The 16837-nt window shown below is 62.7% G+C and carries 10 protein-coding genes; 7 read left to right on the forward strand and 3 right to left on the reverse strand.

Going from position 1 to position 16837, the window contains the following annotated elements; all coding sequences use genetic code 11:
• Positions 1-505: sensor histidine kinase (locus QZ149_RS08640; protein ID WP_291450991.1), on the forward strand; the 505-nt coding region annotated here is incomplete at its 5' end.
• A gap of 79 nt (positions 506-584) precedes the next feature.
• On the opposite strand, the gene QZ149_RS08645 is transcribed toward QZ149_RS08640, so the two are convergent.
• Positions 585-836 carry a WhiB family transcriptional regulator gene (locus tag QZ149_RS08645; protein WP_009647677.1) on the reverse strand — a complete coding sequence of 84 codons (252 nt, stop codon included), beginning with the start codon at positions 834-836 and terminating at the stop codon, positions 585-587.
• Between the two features lie 150 nt (positions 837-986).
• Positions 987-4016 (reverse strand): FtsK/SpoIIIE domain-containing protein, encoded by a 3030-nt coding sequence (locus QZ149_RS08650; protein WP_291450993.1) that lies wholly within the window; start codon positions 4014-4016, stop codon positions 987-989.
• Between the two features lie 180 nt (positions 4017-4196).
• On the opposite strand from QZ149_RS08650, the gene ligA reads away from it, so the two are divergent.
• Together ligA and QZ149_RS08660 are read left to right on the forward strand one after the other, a co-directional pair.
• The gene (gene ligA, locus QZ149_RS08655) at positions 4197-6530 is read left to right on the forward strand and encodes an NAD-dependent DNA ligase LigA (RefSeq protein WP_291450994.1); all 2334 of its coding nucleotides are present in this window, start codon (positions 4197-4199) and stop codon (positions 6528-6530) included.
• Positions 6531-6637: 107 nt separating this feature from the next.
• Entirely contained in the window at positions 6638-10363 is a 3726-nt protein-coding gene (locus QZ149_RS08660) for a hypothetical protein (protein WP_291450996.1), read from the forward strand.
• A gap of 51 nt (positions 10364-10414) precedes the next feature.
• Here QZ149_RS08660 and QZ149_RS08665 read toward each other — a convergent pair whose 3' ends face one another.
• Positions 10415-11680 carry a phospholipase D-like domain-containing protein gene (locus tag QZ149_RS08665; protein WP_291450998.1) on the reverse strand — a complete coding sequence of 422 codons (1266 nt, stop codon included), beginning with the start codon at positions 11678-11680 and terminating at the stop codon, positions 10415-10417.
• A gap of 18 nt (positions 11681-11698) precedes the next feature.
• Here QZ149_RS08665 and gatC point away from each other — a divergent pair, with 18 nt between their 5' ends.
• The 4 genes from gatC (at position 11699) to QZ149_RS08685 (ending at position 16667) form a co-directional block, all read left to right on the forward strand.
• Entirely contained in the window at positions 11699-11995 is a 297-nt protein-coding gene (gene gatC / locus QZ149_RS08670; RefSeq protein WP_060567638.1) for an Asp-tRNA(Asn)/Glu-tRNA(Gln) amidotransferase subunit GatC, read from the forward strand.
• Positions 11995-13500, forward strand: coding sequence for an Asp-tRNA(Asn)/Glu-tRNA(Gln) amidotransferase subunit GatA (gene gatA / locus QZ149_RS08675; protein ID WP_291451000.1), 1506 nt, complete (start codon positions 11995-11997; stop codon positions 13498-13500). The genes gatC and gatA overlap by 1 nt, the downstream gene beginning before the upstream one ends.
• Positions 13500-14996 carry an Asp-tRNA(Asn)/Glu-tRNA(Gln) amidotransferase subunit GatB gene (gene gatB / locus QZ149_RS08680; RefSeq protein ID WP_291451002.1) on the forward strand — a complete coding sequence of 499 codons (1497 nt, stop codon included), beginning with the start codon at positions 13500-13502 and terminating at the stop codon, positions 14994-14996. The genes gatA and gatB overlap by 1 nt, the downstream gene beginning before the upstream one ends.
• Before the next feature lie 243 nt (positions 14997-15239).
• Positions 15240-16667, forward strand: coding sequence for an NAD-dependent malic enzyme (locus tag QZ149_RS08685; protein ID WP_291451003.1), 1428 nt, complete (start codon positions 15240-15242; stop codon positions 16665-16667).
• Positions 16668-16837: the final 170 nt, after the last annotated feature.

The following is a 16837-nucleotide window of genomic DNA, read 5'->3' on the forward strand; positions in this document are numbered from 1 at the left end:
TGAGGACCCCGGCAGGGGGGCACTCGCGGAGGCCGAGCGTCGCGTCCAGGCCATCGCGACCGTGCACGCTGCGCTGACCCAGAACGTCGACGAGTCCGTCGACTTCGACGAGGTCGCCCGCACGAGCGTGCGCATGGCTGGCGCGATAGCGTCCACGGATCATGGCGTCGAGGTCATTACGACCGGCAACTTTGGGACGATTTCCGCCGATCAGGCCCAGGCGCTGGCGACCGTTCTCAACGAGCTGGTCGCCAACTCGGTCGAGCATGGCCTGGCCGACCGTGACGGTCGTATCGAGGTGTGCGCCCAGCGTGAGGGCCTGTCCATGAAGGTCACTGTCGCAGATGACGGTGTCGGCTTCGTGCCGGGAACGCCCATGAGTGGCTTGGGCACGCAGATCGTTCACCAGATGGTGCGCGGCGAGCTGCGTGGCTCTATCGAGTGGGCACCCCGCGAGGGTGGCGGCACGCTCGTGACGCTGTGGGTTAACCTCGATCCCGCCTGACGCGGGGGCGCGGGAACGAACGAGGCCGGGGATCCGTCGTGGATTCCCGGCCTTCGTGCGGTGTATGGTCGCGGTGTTTTCAGCAGCCTGCGCGTCGTGCACGCGCGGCGCGGCGTTTGAGCGAGCGGCGTTCTTCTTCGCTCATGCCGCCCCAGACGCCCGAGTCCTGGTTATTGTCGATTGCCCACTGCAGACAGATGCCCTTGACGTCGCATTCGCGGCACACGGCTTTCGCTTCGGCCACCTGGCTGATGGCGGGCCCCGTGTTCCCGATGGGGAAGAAGAGTTCGGGGTCGACTGTCAGGCAAGCCGCCTTGCTGCGCCAATCCATGTGTGTTCTCCTTGCGTTACCGTGTGCTGTAGGGACTTCGTGTAGTCGTCTGTCAGTGTCCGCCAGTCGTGGTAGATGCGCAAGATGTCTGAACAATTCGTGTGGAGAGGTCACTATGCGTCTAGTCACGCTCGGCGAAAAAGCTGGGACTTAGGTGTTAACTGACCCTACGGTCAGTTGGATCGTTGTCAGGGTATCATCCTCCCAGATGAGCCCGCAGGTGGGATTCCATGGGTGTGCTGCAATCGATAGCGGGTACCTGCGGCTCGTGCGCATGAGTCCTCGCATGACGTTGTCCGAGGGGTTGAGTGCGAGCATGCGGTGAGCGTCGCGGCGCACAATTCTGGTCCATGCGTTCTCTGGAATAATCTCGGCAATTGTGGGGGTGGGCCAGCCGTGCGCGGCATGGAGGGCCTCGACGACGCGCACGTTGGAGGGTTCTCCGATAATCACCCAGGGTTTGTCTGTTGCCCACCGGATGGGTTCATACTCGGGGCCGATGAGGGCCGGGGCGGAGGTATTACTGACCAACGCTGCAGCCTCCTGAGGGGAGGGAATCCGCCACGCATGACAGGCGCTATCGGTGTCTTGGGAAACTCCTGTGGGCGGAGGATCGATGGGGACGCATGCGAGGGCCGTCTCCTCGCCTGGGCGGGCCAACAGCGCATGGGCTTCCCCGAGGGAACGCAGGCTACTCGGCTGGATCCCGGCGTGCAGGGCCTCGTCGGCGTCCCTGGCGCGCACGAGCCGCATTGAGAAAGCCCCCATGGCAGCCGACGAGGACGTGAAACGTCCGGAGAACGCCGCAACGAGGATGATGCCGGACCGAGCGGCGCCCGTCAGCAGCGATGACCAGAGTTCCTCAGCCTGGGGGAGTGACAGTGCCTGCGCCAGGGACGAGCGCAGAGCAGTCACATCCGAAATCGCTAGCACCGCGGGGCCGTGCGCACGGATCCCCTCGACGAGGTCGATGGCACCCAGGTCACGCGGGGAAAGCCGCGAGGAAGCGCCAGGGACTGCCTCGTCCCCGATGACGTGCAGAGGCAGCCGACTTGCCCCTGCGATCCTCGCAGCAATCGAGCGCGCCCATTGAGATGCCAACGCCGCCTCGTGGGCGCTCGTCTGGATCTGGACAGAGCCTCCCTCCCACACCAGCGGCGAATGAGACTCGATGCCCTCAACCAGTCCAAGAACGACGGACACCGGCGCAGCGCCGCCGTTTCCGCCCTGCTCCGCCCAGGCCTCGTCGATCTGAGTCCACGTGAGAGAACCCGGGAGCGCAGGCGCCCACAGTGGGGCGGCGCTCGCGGCGGGCCAGCGCGCCGCGCACTCGGACACAACCGCGGCGACGTCGGCCATGTAAGACAGCTGGAGCGTGCCCACTCCCGCGAGTACTGCGCGCCCGGGGACACGGGGCAGGGACGAGGCCCGGGCATCGCCCAGGATATCCGTGGAGTCGGGCGCACTCACGCATCGCAGCGCCAAACGAATGTCCATGTTGGCGCGCATCGAGGCGTTGATCGCCCCCGACGGGCGCTGCGTCGCGGCGATCAGGTGCAGGCCGAGGCTGCGGCCCTGAGCGGCCAGACGCAGCAGGACGTCCATCGAGGACGGGTGGGTGTCGGCCAGGACACGGAACTCGTCGATGGCGATGACGAGGCGCGGGGGAGGTTGTGGAGTGCGGGCGGGATCCTCCTCGTATGTGCGCTCCCAGGCCGTCAGATCCGGCACGCCCAGATCGCTCAGCGCCGCTTCACGCCGTGCCAGGACCGAGGCAATTCCGTCCAGGGCACGCGACGTGGCCCCCGCGTCCAGGTCGGTGAGCAGTGCCTGCGTGTGGGGGAGGTCCGCCAGGCGCGCGAAGGTGGAGCCGCCCTTGTAATCGATGAGGATGAAACGCACGCATGCGGGCGAATAGCAGTGCGCGATGGAGGCGAGCCAGCCGAGCAACGCCTCCGACTTGCCTGAGCCCGTGCAACCGGCGATGAGGGCGTGGGGGCCGTCCGTGACGAGGTCTAATTCGACGGGTCCCGCCTCGGAGCGGCCGATGACGACGCTGAGCGTGCCCGAGTGTCCGCGGGCAGCATCCGGGTCCCAGTCGACGCGCTCGGGCAGCGTGTCCTCATTGGTCGTTCGTGTCACAGTCCACCACCAGCGCGTGGAGACTGGCCGCTCATCGGTGACGCACACGCGGGCGCACCACGAGGGCAGCTCGGCAACGTGCACCGCGTAGCCGATGTGTAGGGCGGAGGCCGCCTTGTCGTTCACCCTGCCGCGGGCGCAGTACGGGCATTCATCCTCCCCGGTCACGTGGATGTCGAGCGCCGGGTATCCCAGCAGTACGGGGGAGTGGGAGCGCCACCAGACGCGCGCCCCGCCAAGCTGCGCGGCCACCTGCCCCGCGCACCACAGCGCGCACTCGGCACCGTACTCTCCCACGATGCCCAGCGACGCGGCGTCACCCGGCTGGGAGGATGACGACGTGGCAGCCAGGATCACGCGACGCCCGAGCCGCGTCGCTCGCCCCGGCCAGACGGCGGCCCTCGGGATGCGCGTAGGCTCACCCGTGGCAGGCAGCGAGGCAAGGAGGAGGGCGAGCGCGGCCCCGTCCCATCCTCGCCGACGCCTGCGTGCACGCAGGACCATTACGACCACCACGATGCAGGCGATGGCCGCGGCGACCCCGGCAAGCGTCCAGAGCACTCGCGGGGACGCGGACAAGGTGTGCAGGCGCCAGGCCATGAGGCCGCCCATGACGACGAGGGAGACGAGGGGTGCCCCGCGCAGGAGAGAGGATCCTGAGAAGACACCACGGCCTCGTCGATCAATGCCCGGCCACGTGAGTGCCCGGGGGCGGCCTCGCACCTCGAGAGTGTCTCCTCCCAGGCGGACGCGCCTGCCCGGGGCGAGCCGTTTGCGTCCGCGAAGTCGGTGCCATCCGCGCATTCGTGTGCGCACCCGGATGGGCGACGTGTCAGGAGACGCGTGCAGGCAGGCGCGCCCACCTCGCGTGGAAAACTCGGCGTGCTCGCGGGCGATGCTCGCGCAGGACAGGGGGACGTCTCCGGCTCTGCCCAGGGTGCCCGGCGCGAGAACGAGGCCGACGTCGGGTCCGTCGACGCACGCCAGGTGCAGGTCGGTGCGCAGGGCCGCGCGTGCCAGGCATTTGCTGTCGCTCATACCTCCACGATCCCGCCGCGCCCGCGCATCTTCAAGCGGCGGCGCGACCCCTGTGGATAGCGGCGCGACACGCGAGGCCCCTGTGGATAAGTGCTCCAGGCGCGCGAGGGTGTGGATAACGCCACCGGCGACGCTCGTGAGCGTTCCGAACACCGACCGAGACAGCTGCGAAATGCAAGAATGGACCCCATGCATGACGACACGTTCGAGACGACTCGCGACCGCTACAACGACCTGGTGACGCGCATCGAGGAGGCGCGTGCCGCCTACTACGACCGCGATTCGCCGACCCTCGCGGACGCGGACTACGACCGCATGTATCGCGAGGTCGAAGAGATCGAGGAACGCTATCCGCAGCTACGCGGTGCCGACTCGCCCACGATGAGCGTGGGCGGCAGCGTCGACTCCGGCTTCTCCGAGGTGCGCCACCTCGCCCAGATGATGTCCCTCGACGATGTGTTCTCCCTCGAGGAACTTGCCGGGTGGGAGACCCGAATGGCCGAGGCCACCAGCATCACCGACCTGGAGATGACGACCGAGGTGAAGGTCGATGGGCTCTCCATCAACCTCCTCTACGAGAACGGCAGCCTCGTGCGCGCCGCGACCCGAGGCGACGGCTACGTCGGCGAAGACGTCACCGCCAACGCGCGGACCATCGCCTCGATCCCGCAGACCCTCACCGGTACCGCCCCCGCCCGCATCGAGGTGCGCGGCGAAGTCTACTTCCCGGTCGCCGACTTCGCAGCCTTCAACGAGGCCCGCGTCGAGGCCGGGGAAAAGACCTTCGTCAACGCGCGCAACGCCGCCGCCGGCTCCCTGCGCCAAAAAGACCCCGCTGAGACCGCCAAACGCCCCCTCGCGATGGTCGCCCACGGCATCGGCTTCGTCGAGGCCGGGGATGAGTTCACCGAGCCGACCACCCAAATGGGCTGGTACGAGCAACTGCGCGAGTGGGGCCTGCCCGTCTCGCCCTACACTCGCCTGCTGACGGGCCGAAAGGCCATCGAGGAGCGCATCGCCGAGATCGGCGCGGACCGCCACGGCCTCGTCCACGAGATCGACGGCGTCGTCGTCAAGATCAACGACCTGTCCCTCCAACGCTCTCTCGGCTCCACCTCGCGCACGCCACGCTGGGCCGCCGCCTACAAGTTTCCGCCCGAGGAAGTACACACGCGTCTGCTCGACATCCGCGTGCAAGTGGGCCGCACGGGCCGCGTGACCCCCTACGGCGTCATGGAATCCGTGCTGGTCGCAGGCTCGAATGTCGCGCGCGCGACCCTGCACAACGCCCAGGAAGTCGCCCGCAAGGGCGTGCTCATCGGCGACCTCGTCGTCCTGCGTAAGGCCGGCGACGTCATCCCCGAGATCGTCGCCCCCGTCGAGGACGCGCGCAACGGCTCCGAACGCCCCTTCGTCATGCCCACGCAGTGCCCCTCCTGCGGGACCCCCCTCGTGCAGGAGAAGGAAGGCGACGTCGACCTGCGCTGCCCCAACAAGGGTGCCTGCCCCGCACAGATCACCGAGCGCCTCGCTCACGTCGGCGCGCGCAGCGCCCTGGACGTCGAGGGCCTCGGCGACGAGTCCGCCCTGGCGATGACACAGCCCGACAATGACCGCGACGAGGTGGCCGCCGCCCTGGTTGCCGGCCACAGTGTCACGCTGGAGGACGGCACCGTCCTCGCTCTCGAGGGCGCTCGCGAGCTGCCCCACGGCGAGCAGATCACCCGCGCCGAAGAACTCCTGCCCGCCCCGCAGGCCCCCGTCCTGCGCACCGAGGCCGCGCTCTTCGACCTGCGCGCCGAGGACCTGCGCGACGTCATGGTGTGGAAGCCCGTGAAAAAGAAGGGCGAGGAAACCGGAGACTGGAAGCAAGTCCGCTACTTCTGGACCAAGGCCTACAAGCCCCGCAAGCTACGCGGCCAGACCGTCTTCGAGCCCATTGAGCCTACCGCCTCCAAGGGCACCGAGAAAATGCTCGCCGAGCTGGACAAGGCCAAGAGCCAGCCCCTCGCGCGCGTCCTCGTCGCCCTGTCCATCCGCCACGTCGGCCCCACGGCGGCCCGCGCGCTCGCGGATACCTTCCGCTCGATGGACGCCCTGCGCGCCGCCTCGGTCGAGGAGCTGTCCGCCGTCGAGGGCGTGGGCGAGGAAATCGGACGCTCCCTGCGCGACTGGTTCACGGTCGACTGGCACCTGGAGGTGCTCGAGGCGTGGGCGCGCGCCGGCGTGCGCATGGCCGATGAAGCGCCCGAACCGGCCTCGGAAGTGCTCGCGGGCCTCACCATCGTCGTCTCGGGCGCGATGCCCGGCTACGACCGCGAGGGTACCAAGGAGGCGATTACGTCGCGCGGAGGCAAGGCCGCGGGTTCCGTCTCGAAGAAGACTTCGCTCGTCGTCGCAGGTCCCGGTGCGGGGTCGAAGGCCGCGAAGGCCGAGGCCCTGGGCGTCCCCGTCATCACCGAGCAGCAGTTTGCGGACCTCCTCGAGGGAGGCCTGGCGGCCGTCGGCCTGTAACGAGGCCGGGGCTGGGGTTGGGACTGACAGATTGATGACGGCAGTATAGTTTCACACCGCTGCCTGATTAGACACCAAATGAAGCAGTGCCGGTGTAGGTTGCTGATATGGATAGCAACCCGCTCTTGGTCAACGCGCTAGATTTGGATCGCTGGGCCGACACCCTAGAATCAAAGGGGGTCTTCCCCGAGCTCATGCGGAGACTGCTTGCGCAGACACCGGGCGTCTCGAACATCAACATTCGGGCTCATGAAGGAACCGCAGCCCCAGGGTGGGATGGAACGGCAACGTCAGACGGTTCATCATTCTTGCCCAAGGGCAAGCTTAGCTTTGAATTCGGTACGAACAAGCAACCGAAAACCAAGGCCGACGAAGATTACAACAAGCGAGCCGCACAAAACGTCGAAAAATCTGACGAAATCTTTGTCTTTGCTACGCCCCGAAACTGGGCCGGAGCTACTGAGTGGGCAAAGCGACGAAGCAGCGAAAACAAATTTGCATCGGTAGAAGCCTTCGATGCGCATCGGCTAGAAGGTTGGCTTCAATCAACACCGGCTGTCCATTACTGGCTTAGTGAGAAACTTGGAAAACCAGTTTCAGGTGCACAAACGCTCACGTCGTGGTGGGAGGGAATCCGCGGGAATTGTAGTATCAAAGTGCCTCCAGCGTTCCATGTAGTGGGACGGGAAAGCGAATTGAAACAGCTTATGACGCTCTTGAGTGACGAGCAAATTGTTCCTGCTGTTCAGGCCACATGGCGTAATGATGCGCTCGCATTTTGCTTTGCAGCTCTTATTGAAACAGACTCTGCTGCTCTTGAAAGAACCCTCGTCGTATCTAACAAGGAAGCTTGGTATCATCTCGCGACTCAAACCGAATCTCTCATCATGATCCCAATGTTTGAAGGCCCGGATATTGGTATAGGAAAGAAGAATCGTCATCGGATAATTCGTGTACTGAATGAAGGTGAAAGTGTTCGAAGTGGTAGCGTGACGATTATTCTTCCTAAGATAGACCGTATAGCATCAGCTAAACTACTCACTTTGGCTGAAGTGGACTATCTTGAGGCAGATAGGCTAAGTGCTTTGGCGCGTCGTGGTATGGGAGCATTTTATAGAAAAATATCGTTGGATCCAGCAAGGCGAAGACCTGGATGGGTGAAGGATGAATCTGTTGCAAAGTATCTTGCGGCGCTCGTTTTAGTGGGAGGCTGGGAAGAGCAGAACACAAAAGATCGTGAAGTAATATCTGCATTTCTAAAATTGAGCTATGGTGAAATTACTCGTCTGCTGCAGCAAGTGCAGGAGGAGTATCCAGACGATCATCCATTTATCCAATCCGGTAGTCGTTGGTGTCTGGTTGATCCGATTGATGCGGCTGCTCAACTCTTGCGCAGGTTGTCTCCAGAACATTTAGACCGCTGGGACAAACTGCTAATAAAGTCTCTCTTAATTAAACATGGGATGTTCGCATGCGATAGTCCTGTGCAAGTCGGGCAGGAAAGGGATAAGCAAGCGAGCTCCTGGACGCTAATGACGTGTGTGGCAAAGTCTCTTGCTCTCATAGCGCAGGTCACTAATAGTGAGGGATTGGAACTGATGCAAGTTCGAACTCATCTGCAACATGTTGTTGAAATGCTTCTGACTAGAGCTTTCAATGAAAAAAGTGGCGCTGATTTGTCGCGGCTAAATTATGTATTGCCGTACATTGCGGAAGCGCAACCTTCACTATTCTTGACAGTCTTGGAAAAAGACTTGCGTCTCTCGAAGCCTTTGGTGGAGAAACTTATATGTTGTTCGTCAGTAGTGGGCTGGAGTTCGCCCAATCGACTAGAGCGTGTAGTTGCAGCGCTGCAGTGTTTATGCTGGTCGAATGAGTATGCTGCTAGAGCGGCGCTGTTGATAGCGGAGCTCAGTCAGTTCGATTGTTCAAGGGAGGAACTTGAACACATAGCTGATCAGTTTGCGTTAGCTCTAGTAGGTCATGATCGCATTTCTATAATTGGTGAGGGCGATGCTCAATATATTATGGAGCGTGTGTTCGAAAGCTGTTCAAAGTTATTTGACCTTCTTGTTGGTCGAGTATTGTTTCGGGACTTTTGGTCGGCGCATCCGTTTGAACCAATCTATCGTGAATGGGTAACTCTTCAAAATGGCTCCGACGATGCGGAATTTGCTGTTCGGCAGAAAGGGCTGCTTATGGTCATTGTCAATTATCTCCGTAAGCATGCGCACTGTTGGCTGTCTCTGCTTCATCTCTTGGAAAGACTTGAACCTTGTGACCGAAAGTTTGTATTGGATGAATTTAAGGCGTGTTTTCTTTCTGGTCGATTTGATGCTGATCAGCAGTTTGAGTGTTGGTCGTACCTTCACGCTCTAATGTTAGATCGTCATGTTCGTCAGTGTAGGGATCGGTTGTTGAGTTGGGGAGGTTTTAAAACCCTCTCTGAAGTTGTCGAATTTCTTGAGCCCCAGGCTGATCCGCGAAGGTATGCCTGGTTGTTTGGCCGACCGGAACGCTTGTGCGTTCGAGGACTGTTTTATAAGGATGAGGGCTTTCAGGAGACCTTGTGGGTCGAACGTGAAGCCGCGTTAAGTGTGACTATGCGTGAAGGTGGAGAAAGTCTGCGTGTTCTCGTGGATGCTACGAATAATGCTGCGTGTATTGGCGAATGTCTCGCTGGGCTGAATTCGTGCCCTGAGGCGCTAATTTTGTCGTGGTTCGGAGAGAGCTCGTTGAATTTACGTTCAGCAGCTTCCTCGTATGTGCTTCATAAAGCCAGGAGAGATGGTGCCCCTTGGGTGATTGGCTTCCTTGAAGGCAACTCTCTCAGTCCGGAAAGTAAGTGCGTATTTGTCGCATCATTGCCTTGTGATGAAAAGATGCTTGAGCTTGTGTCAGGGTTAGAATTCGAGTTACGTGTCGCGTTTTTGAAGCACGTAAACTTGTTTGAAATTGATGAGCAACAGAGAGCTTGTGTGCTAGATGAGCTTTTAGAATTTGGCTGTGTTGCTCAGGTAGTCGAGCTTCTTTCGCTCATGCTTAGTGTGGGAGAAGGTCCTGATGCTGCAAATATTTTTCGAGCACTTTCTATGCTGCTAGTCACAGTTGAGCGCGATAGGTGTATTTTATTTCATGACGTAGTCGTTGAGCTGTTTTCTTTCTTAGAGTCCATGGTTCCTGATCATTCGGACTTGCCCAGACTCGAATTGCTATTTTCGTGTCGCGGCTACGGTCTTGAATCATTGCGTGCTTTGTATCGTTATTTCGGGTATGAGCCGGATTATTTTGCTGAATGCATCATCGCTATGGTAGATGCAGTATGTGAAGAAAGGGAAGACTTCGAAGTGCAGTTGCACTTTAATGAGATTATCTGTTGGTGGCAAATTATTCCTGGACTCCAAGAAGATGGAACTGTCGATTCATCTTTCCTTATGGGATGGGTTGAGGCTGTACAGAAGAAGCTCGTTGGGTATGTCTCTGCAGAGAAGTCGGAACTTTATTTGGGTTACGTGCTCGCGAGCAGTCCTGATGGTGCAGATGGTATGTGGCCAGCTGAAGCAGTGCGTTCTGTTATCGAGCACATGAAGAGTTCGGTTCTTGAACGTGGAATTTCCACCCGGTGCTATAATCGCGATAGCAGAGGTACTCGCCGGGACTACATTGGTGGTGTTCCGGAGTGGTGCCTGGTGAATAAGTACCGTGAGTTTTCTCGGTGTATGACTTTGCGGTGGCCGCGTACGGCTGCCCTCCTTTCTAGGCTTGCCGAGGACTATGAGATCGAGGCTCGGCAGGAGGACACGAAGGCCGAGGAAAAAGCCGATGAAGGCTAGCTGCTCGTGTTGAGTTGGGCGTTGATTAGGTGGCGGCTAAACGCTAGGTGCTCAGACCAGGGGTTCGAAGGGACCCAGGAGCACCTCGCCGACGCGGGTGAGCCACGAGCGCTTCTCCCACTCGTCAATCGTCAAGCGGCGGGCCGTCGTCAGGTCGTTCGCGAAAATCTCCTCCATGCGCGCGGCCAGCTCACGTGAATAGAACTGCAGGCAGACCTCGTAATTGCCACGCATCGACAGGCGATCAATGTTCGCCGTGCCAATCGTCGACCAACGTCCATCCACCGTCATCGTCTTCGAGTGCACCATCGCGTGTTGGTAGAGCCAGATCTCTACGCCCTCGCGCAACAGCTCTCCGTAGTAGGGGCGCGCCACCCAGTCCGCCATGATGTGATTCGAAAACTCTGGGATCAAAACCTGGACGCGAACGCCCCGGCGCGCGGCGGCAATCAGGGACACCAAAACCTCGTGATCCGGAATGAAATATGCCGTCGTAATCAGCACGCGATCCGTCGCTCGCTCAATCGCGTCAATATACATGCCCCGAATCGGATAGAGCAGCGAATGCGGCAGGTTGAACTGCGCGGTCACGTCCGCGCTCCACGCGCGCGCACCCTGATCGGGCAAAAACGGAGAAGCAACGGGCCGGAAATGGTTCCAGAAATCAACGAAACCGTTCTCCAGCTCCCACACGGCTTCGCCTGTAATACGCACGTGCGTGTCACGCCACTCGTTCGCGAAGGGATCGCCGATGTTGTAGCCACCTACGAAGCCGACGTTGCCGTCGACTACCAGGATCTTGCGGTGATCCTGGCCCGTGCGGCGAATATTGAGCGTAAAGAAACCCGACCGCAGGGTCGGGAACTTACGCACGTGCAGGTTCGGCATGTCAGGGAACTGGTAAAAACGCGGATCCTGGTTCAGGACGCCGAAACCGTCCCACACGCAAAACACCTCGACACCGCGCTCCGCGGCCGCTAGCAGCGCATTCTTGAACCGCTTCCCCCAGTAGTCAGAGCGCCAAATGAAAGTCTCGAAATAAATGTGATGCGTCGCCCCTTCAATAGCCTCCAGCATGTCCGCGTACAGGGAGGTTCCCTCCGTGTACGTGCGTGCCACGGTGTTGCCGATTGGTGTGTCGGCGGGAGGTAGCGTCGGGAAACCGTGCACGCCGCCGGGAATACGGGCGGTGCGCATGCGGTCAATCGCATGAACGGTCACGATAGCCGCCGCCTGGGCGGCAGCCACCGCAAGACCTACTTTTTTGACCACAGACCACGTCTGTCTGGTGAGTTGGCGTCGCTGTGAAAAGGTCATACGGGTAGGATGCCACACATGTCACGCATTAGTACTGACGAGGTCGCCCGCGTCGCGGGTCTGGCCCATATCGCATTGACCGACGAGGAAATCACGCGTTTCGCGGGTGAACTTGACGCAATCGCGGACGCTGTCTCGAAGGTGTCGGAGGTTGCCACACCTGAGGTTCCCGCCACGTCCCACCCGATTCCGCTGACCAACGTGTGGCGCGAGGACGAGGTCGGGCAGACCGTGGACCGCGACGAGGTACTCGCTCAGGCACCCGCCGCGCAGGACGGTATGTTCCTGGTTCCGCAGATTCTGGGGGAAGACTGATGAACGAGCTGCTGAAGAAGAGCGCCCTCGAGCTGGCGGACATGCTGGCCGCCGGCCAGATCACCTCCGTTGAGCTGACCCAGGCGTGCCTGGATCGCATCGACGCCATTGAGGATCGCGTCAACGCCTTCATTACCGTCGACCGCGAGGGCGCGTTGGCGACCGCGGCCGACGTGGACGCGCGCCGCGCAGCGGGGGAGACCCTGCACCGCCTGGCGGGCGTGCCCATCGCCGTCAAGGACAACGTGGTGACGCGCGGCCTGCGCACCACCTGCGCGTCGAAAATCCTGGGCGACTGGGAGCCTCCCTACGACGCGACCGTCACCACCAAGATCAAGGAAGCTGGCCTGCCCATCGTCGGCAAGACCAACATGGACGAGTTCGCCATGGGGTCATCCACCGAGCATTCCGCCTTCGGCGCGACCAAGAACCCGTGGGACACCGAGCGTATCCCCGGCGGTTCCGGCGGTGGCTCGGCCGCGGCTGTTGCGGCCTACATGGTGCCCCTGGCCCTCGGTTCCGACACGGGCGGCTCGATCCGCCAGCCCGCGTTCGTGACCGGCACGGTCGGCGCGAAGCCCACCTACGGCGCGGTGTCGCGTTACGGCCTGGTGGCCATGGCCTCGTCCCTGGACCAGATCGGCCCCGTCACCCGCACGGTCGCCGACGCGGCCGCCCTGACCGAGCTGATCGGCGGCTACGACCCCCACGACTCGACCTCGCTGAACGAGCCGGTTCCCGCGCTCACGCAGGCCGTCGAGGCCGTCGCCGCGCAGGGCTCCATGAAGGGCCTGAAGGTCGGCGTCGTCAAGGAGCTGAGCGGCGAGGGCTACCAGCAGGACGTCATCGACGCCTTCAACGCCACCGTTGAGAAGCTGCGCGAGGCAGGCGCTGAGATCGTCGAGGTCTCCTGCCCGCACCTGGAATACTCGCTGGGTGCCTACTACCTGATCATGCCCGCCGAGGTCTCCTCGAATCTGGCCCGCTTCGACGGCATGCGCTACGGTATCCGCGTCGAGCCCACCGAGGGGCCCGTGACCGCCGAGCGCGTCATGGCCGCCACCCGCGAGGCCGGCTTCGGTGACGAGGTCAAGCGCCGCATCATCCTGGGCACGCACGTGCTCTCGGCCGGCTACTACGACGCCTACTACGGCAGCGCGCAGAAAGTGCGCACGCTCATCCAGCGTGACTTCGACGCGGTGTTCGAGCAGGTCGACGTCCTTGTGTCCCCGACGGCCCCCGAGACGGCCTTCAAGTTCGGCGAGAAGACCTCTGACCCGCTGGCCATGTACCTCTACGATGTCGCGACGATCCCCGCGAACCTGGCGGGCATCCCCGGCATGAACGTGCCCAACGCGGTGTCCTCCGAGGGCCTGCCCATCGGCTTCCAGGTGCTGGCCCCCGCGCGCGGCGACCTGGTCATGTATAAGGTGGCGTCCCTGGTTGAGGCGCTCAGCGACGACGTCGCGGGCCAGTGCCCCGCAGCTAACTGGGAGGAAAAGTGATGACTGAGCTCATGGATTACGACGAGGCCGCCCGCCGCTTCGACCCGGTTCTCGGCATTGAGGTGCACGTCGAGCTGGGCACCACAACCAAGATGTTCGACGCGGCCCCCAACGCGTTTGGTGGCGACCCGAACACCTACGTGACCCCCGTGTCGCTGGGTCTGCCCGGTTCCCTGCCGGTCGTCAACCACAAGGCCGTTGAATACGCTATCAAGATCGGCCTGGCCCTGAACTGCGAGATCGCGGAGTACTGCCGGTTTGCGCGTAAGAACTACTTCTACCCGGACCTGACGAAGGCCTTCCAGACTTCTCAGTCTGACGAGCCGATCGCGCACGACGGGTACGTCGACGTCGAGCTTGAGGACGGCACCATGTTCCGCGTGCAGATTGAGCGCGCGCACATGGAGGAGGACGCGGGCAAGAACACGCACATCGGTGGCGCTGATGGCCGCATTCAGGGCGCGGATCACTCGCTTGTGGACTACAACCGTGCGGGCGTGCCGCTCGTGGAGATCGTGACCCGTCCGATTGAGGGCGCCGGCGAGCGCGCGCCCGAGGTGGCCGCCGCCTACGTGCAGGCCCTGCGCGACATCTTCCGCGCACTCGACGTGTCCGAGGCCCGCATGGAGCGCGGCAACGTGCGCGCCGACATCAATGTGTCGCTGCGCCCGACGCCCGAGTCACCTCTTGGTACGCGTACCGAGACGAAGAACGTGAACTCGTTCCGCGGTATCGCGTCGGCCGTGCGCTACGAGATGCAGCGCCAGGCCCAGATCCTGGCCGACGGTGGCACGATCCTGCAGGAGACCCGCCACTACCACGAGGAGGACGGCTCCACGTCGTCCGGCCGTGAAAAGTCGGATTCCGAGGACTACCGCTACTTCCCCGAACCCGACCTGGTTCCGATCCGCCCGGATCGCGCATGGGTTGAGGAACTGCGAGCCTCGCTGCCGGAACTCCCTGTCGCCAAGCGCCGCCGCCTGCGCTCCGAATGGGGGTACGCGGACATGGAGATGCGCGACGTCATCAACGCCGGTGCCCTCGAACTCATCGAGGCCACGGTTGCCGCTGGCTGCGATCCCGCCTCCGCCCGCAAGTGGTGGATGGGTGAGATCTCGCGCCGCGCCAAGGAGCGTGAAGTCTCCCTCGACGAGGCCGGGGTCAGCCCCGCTCAGGTCGCGCAGCTCCAGGGTCTTATCGACTATGGACGCATCAACGACAAGCTGGCGCGCCAGGCCCTCGAGGGTGTCCTCGCGGGCGAAGGCGACCCGACGCAGGTCGTCGAGGCCCGAGGCCTCGAGGTCGTCTCCGACGACGGTGCTCTGACGGCGGCCGTCCAGGAAGCCCTGGACGCCCACCCCGACATCGTCGCCAAGATCAAGGGCGGCAAGGTCCAGGCGGCCGGCGCCCTCGTCGGCGCGGTCATGAAGGCCACCCGCGGGCAGGCTGACGCCGCCCGCGTGCGCGAGCTGATCATGGAGATGGTCGGCGCCTGAGGTTTATCCTCGCGAGCCTCACGGGGGGCCGGGATCGATGCGATCCCGGCCCCCCGTCGCATCGATCCCGGCGACGCTTCCACCCGGGGGAGGACAACAGCGCGAGCACCCCGGCCTCGTCAATGAGCGTTCTCTCATGTCCACGTTGTGACCTTCCCCTACCGGCGTCATACCAAACTTCCCTAGGATGAACAACTGAGGACAGCCGGGCCACCTGGCCAGGCGCCCAACGAAAGGACAGACATGCGCACTTCGCCGTCGTACACCGCCTCATACCGCATCGAGGTGGATGAGAAGATCACCTCGATCGCGTCGATCGTCGACGCTGTCTCCGCCACCGGAGCGGAGATTAAAGGCCTCGACGTGGCCGATTCTGACCGTGGGCGCATCACCATGGACCTCACCTGCGACATGCGCGATTCCGAGCACCGCCGCGAAGTGCGCGACGCCATCAACTCCCTGCCCGGTGTCTCCGCCGACTCCGTCTCCGACCAGACCTTCATGAGCCACATCGGCGGCAAGGTCGAAATCCACTCCAAGGTGCCGCTGCGTAACCGCGACGACCTCTCCCGCGCCTACACGCCCGGCGTCGCCCGCGTGTGTACCGCCATCCACGACATGCCTCAGAAGGCCCACCTGCTCACCATGAAGGCCAACACGGTCGCGGTCGTCTCCGACGGCACCGCCGTGCTCGGCCTGGGTGACATCGGACCCGAGGCCGCCCTGCCCGTCATGGAAGGCAAGGCCGTCCTGTTCAAGGAATTCGGCGGCGTCGACGCCTGGCCCGTTGTCCTGGACACCAAGGACACCGAAGAGATCATCTCCATCGTCAAGGCCATCGCCCCCGCCTACGGCGGCATCAACCTCGAGGACATCTCGGCACCCCGCTGCTTCGAGATCGAAGAGCGCCTGCGCGCCGAACTCGACATCCCCGTCTTCCACGACGACCAACACGGCACCGCCATCGTCGTTCTCTCCGCGCTCATCAACGCGCTCAAGATCGTGAACAAGAAGATCGAAGACGTGCGCATCGTCGTCTCCGGCGTCGGTGCCGCCGGCAACGCGATCATCCGCCTCCTGCTCGCCCAGGGCGCGCGCGACATCATCGGCTGCGGTCGCGACGGCGCGCTGTCCGGCGACGCCACCGAAGGCATGCACCCCTCCCGCAAGGCCCTGGCCGAGGCGACCAACCCCCGCCACGTCCACGGCTCCCTCAAGGAGGTCCTCAAGGGTGCTGACGTCTTCATCGGCGTCTCTCACGGCAACATCCTCGAACCCTCCGACATCGAGACGATGGCCGATGATGCCATCGTCTTCGCGCTGGCCAACCCCACGCCCGAGGTCGACCCCATCGGTGCCGGCAAGTACGCCGCCGTCGTCGCGACCGGCCGCAGCGACTACCCGAACCAGATCAACAACGTCCTGGCGTTCCCCGGCCTCTTCCGCGGGCTCCTCGACGCCAAGGTCAAGGAGATCACCACCGAGGTCCTGCGCGTGGCCGCAAACGCCATCGCATCCGTCATCTCCGAGGACGAACTCAACCCGTCCTACATCATCCCCGGCGCCTTCGATAAGCGCGTCGCCCCCGCTGTCTCCAAGGCCGTGCGCCGCGCCGTGCGTGATCTGCCGACCGTGGACATCCCGGTTCAGCCTGATATGGGTGTGAGCTGAGTTTCTTTTTGGGGTGTTTGGCGGGCCTGATTGCGTTGTTGTGGCGTGGTTGGGTCCGCTTTTTTGTTGTGGTGTGTGGGGGTGGTGGGGTGGTTTGTTGTTGTGTTGTGGGGGTTTGTGTGGTGTGTGGTGGGGGGCATAGGGGTTTGGTTTGACTTTGGTGTGGGGGG

This window comes from Actinomyces sp. ICM47, assembly GCF_905369875.1.
GTDB lineage: Bacteria > Actinomycetota > Actinomycetes > Actinomycetales > Actinomycetaceae > Pauljensenia.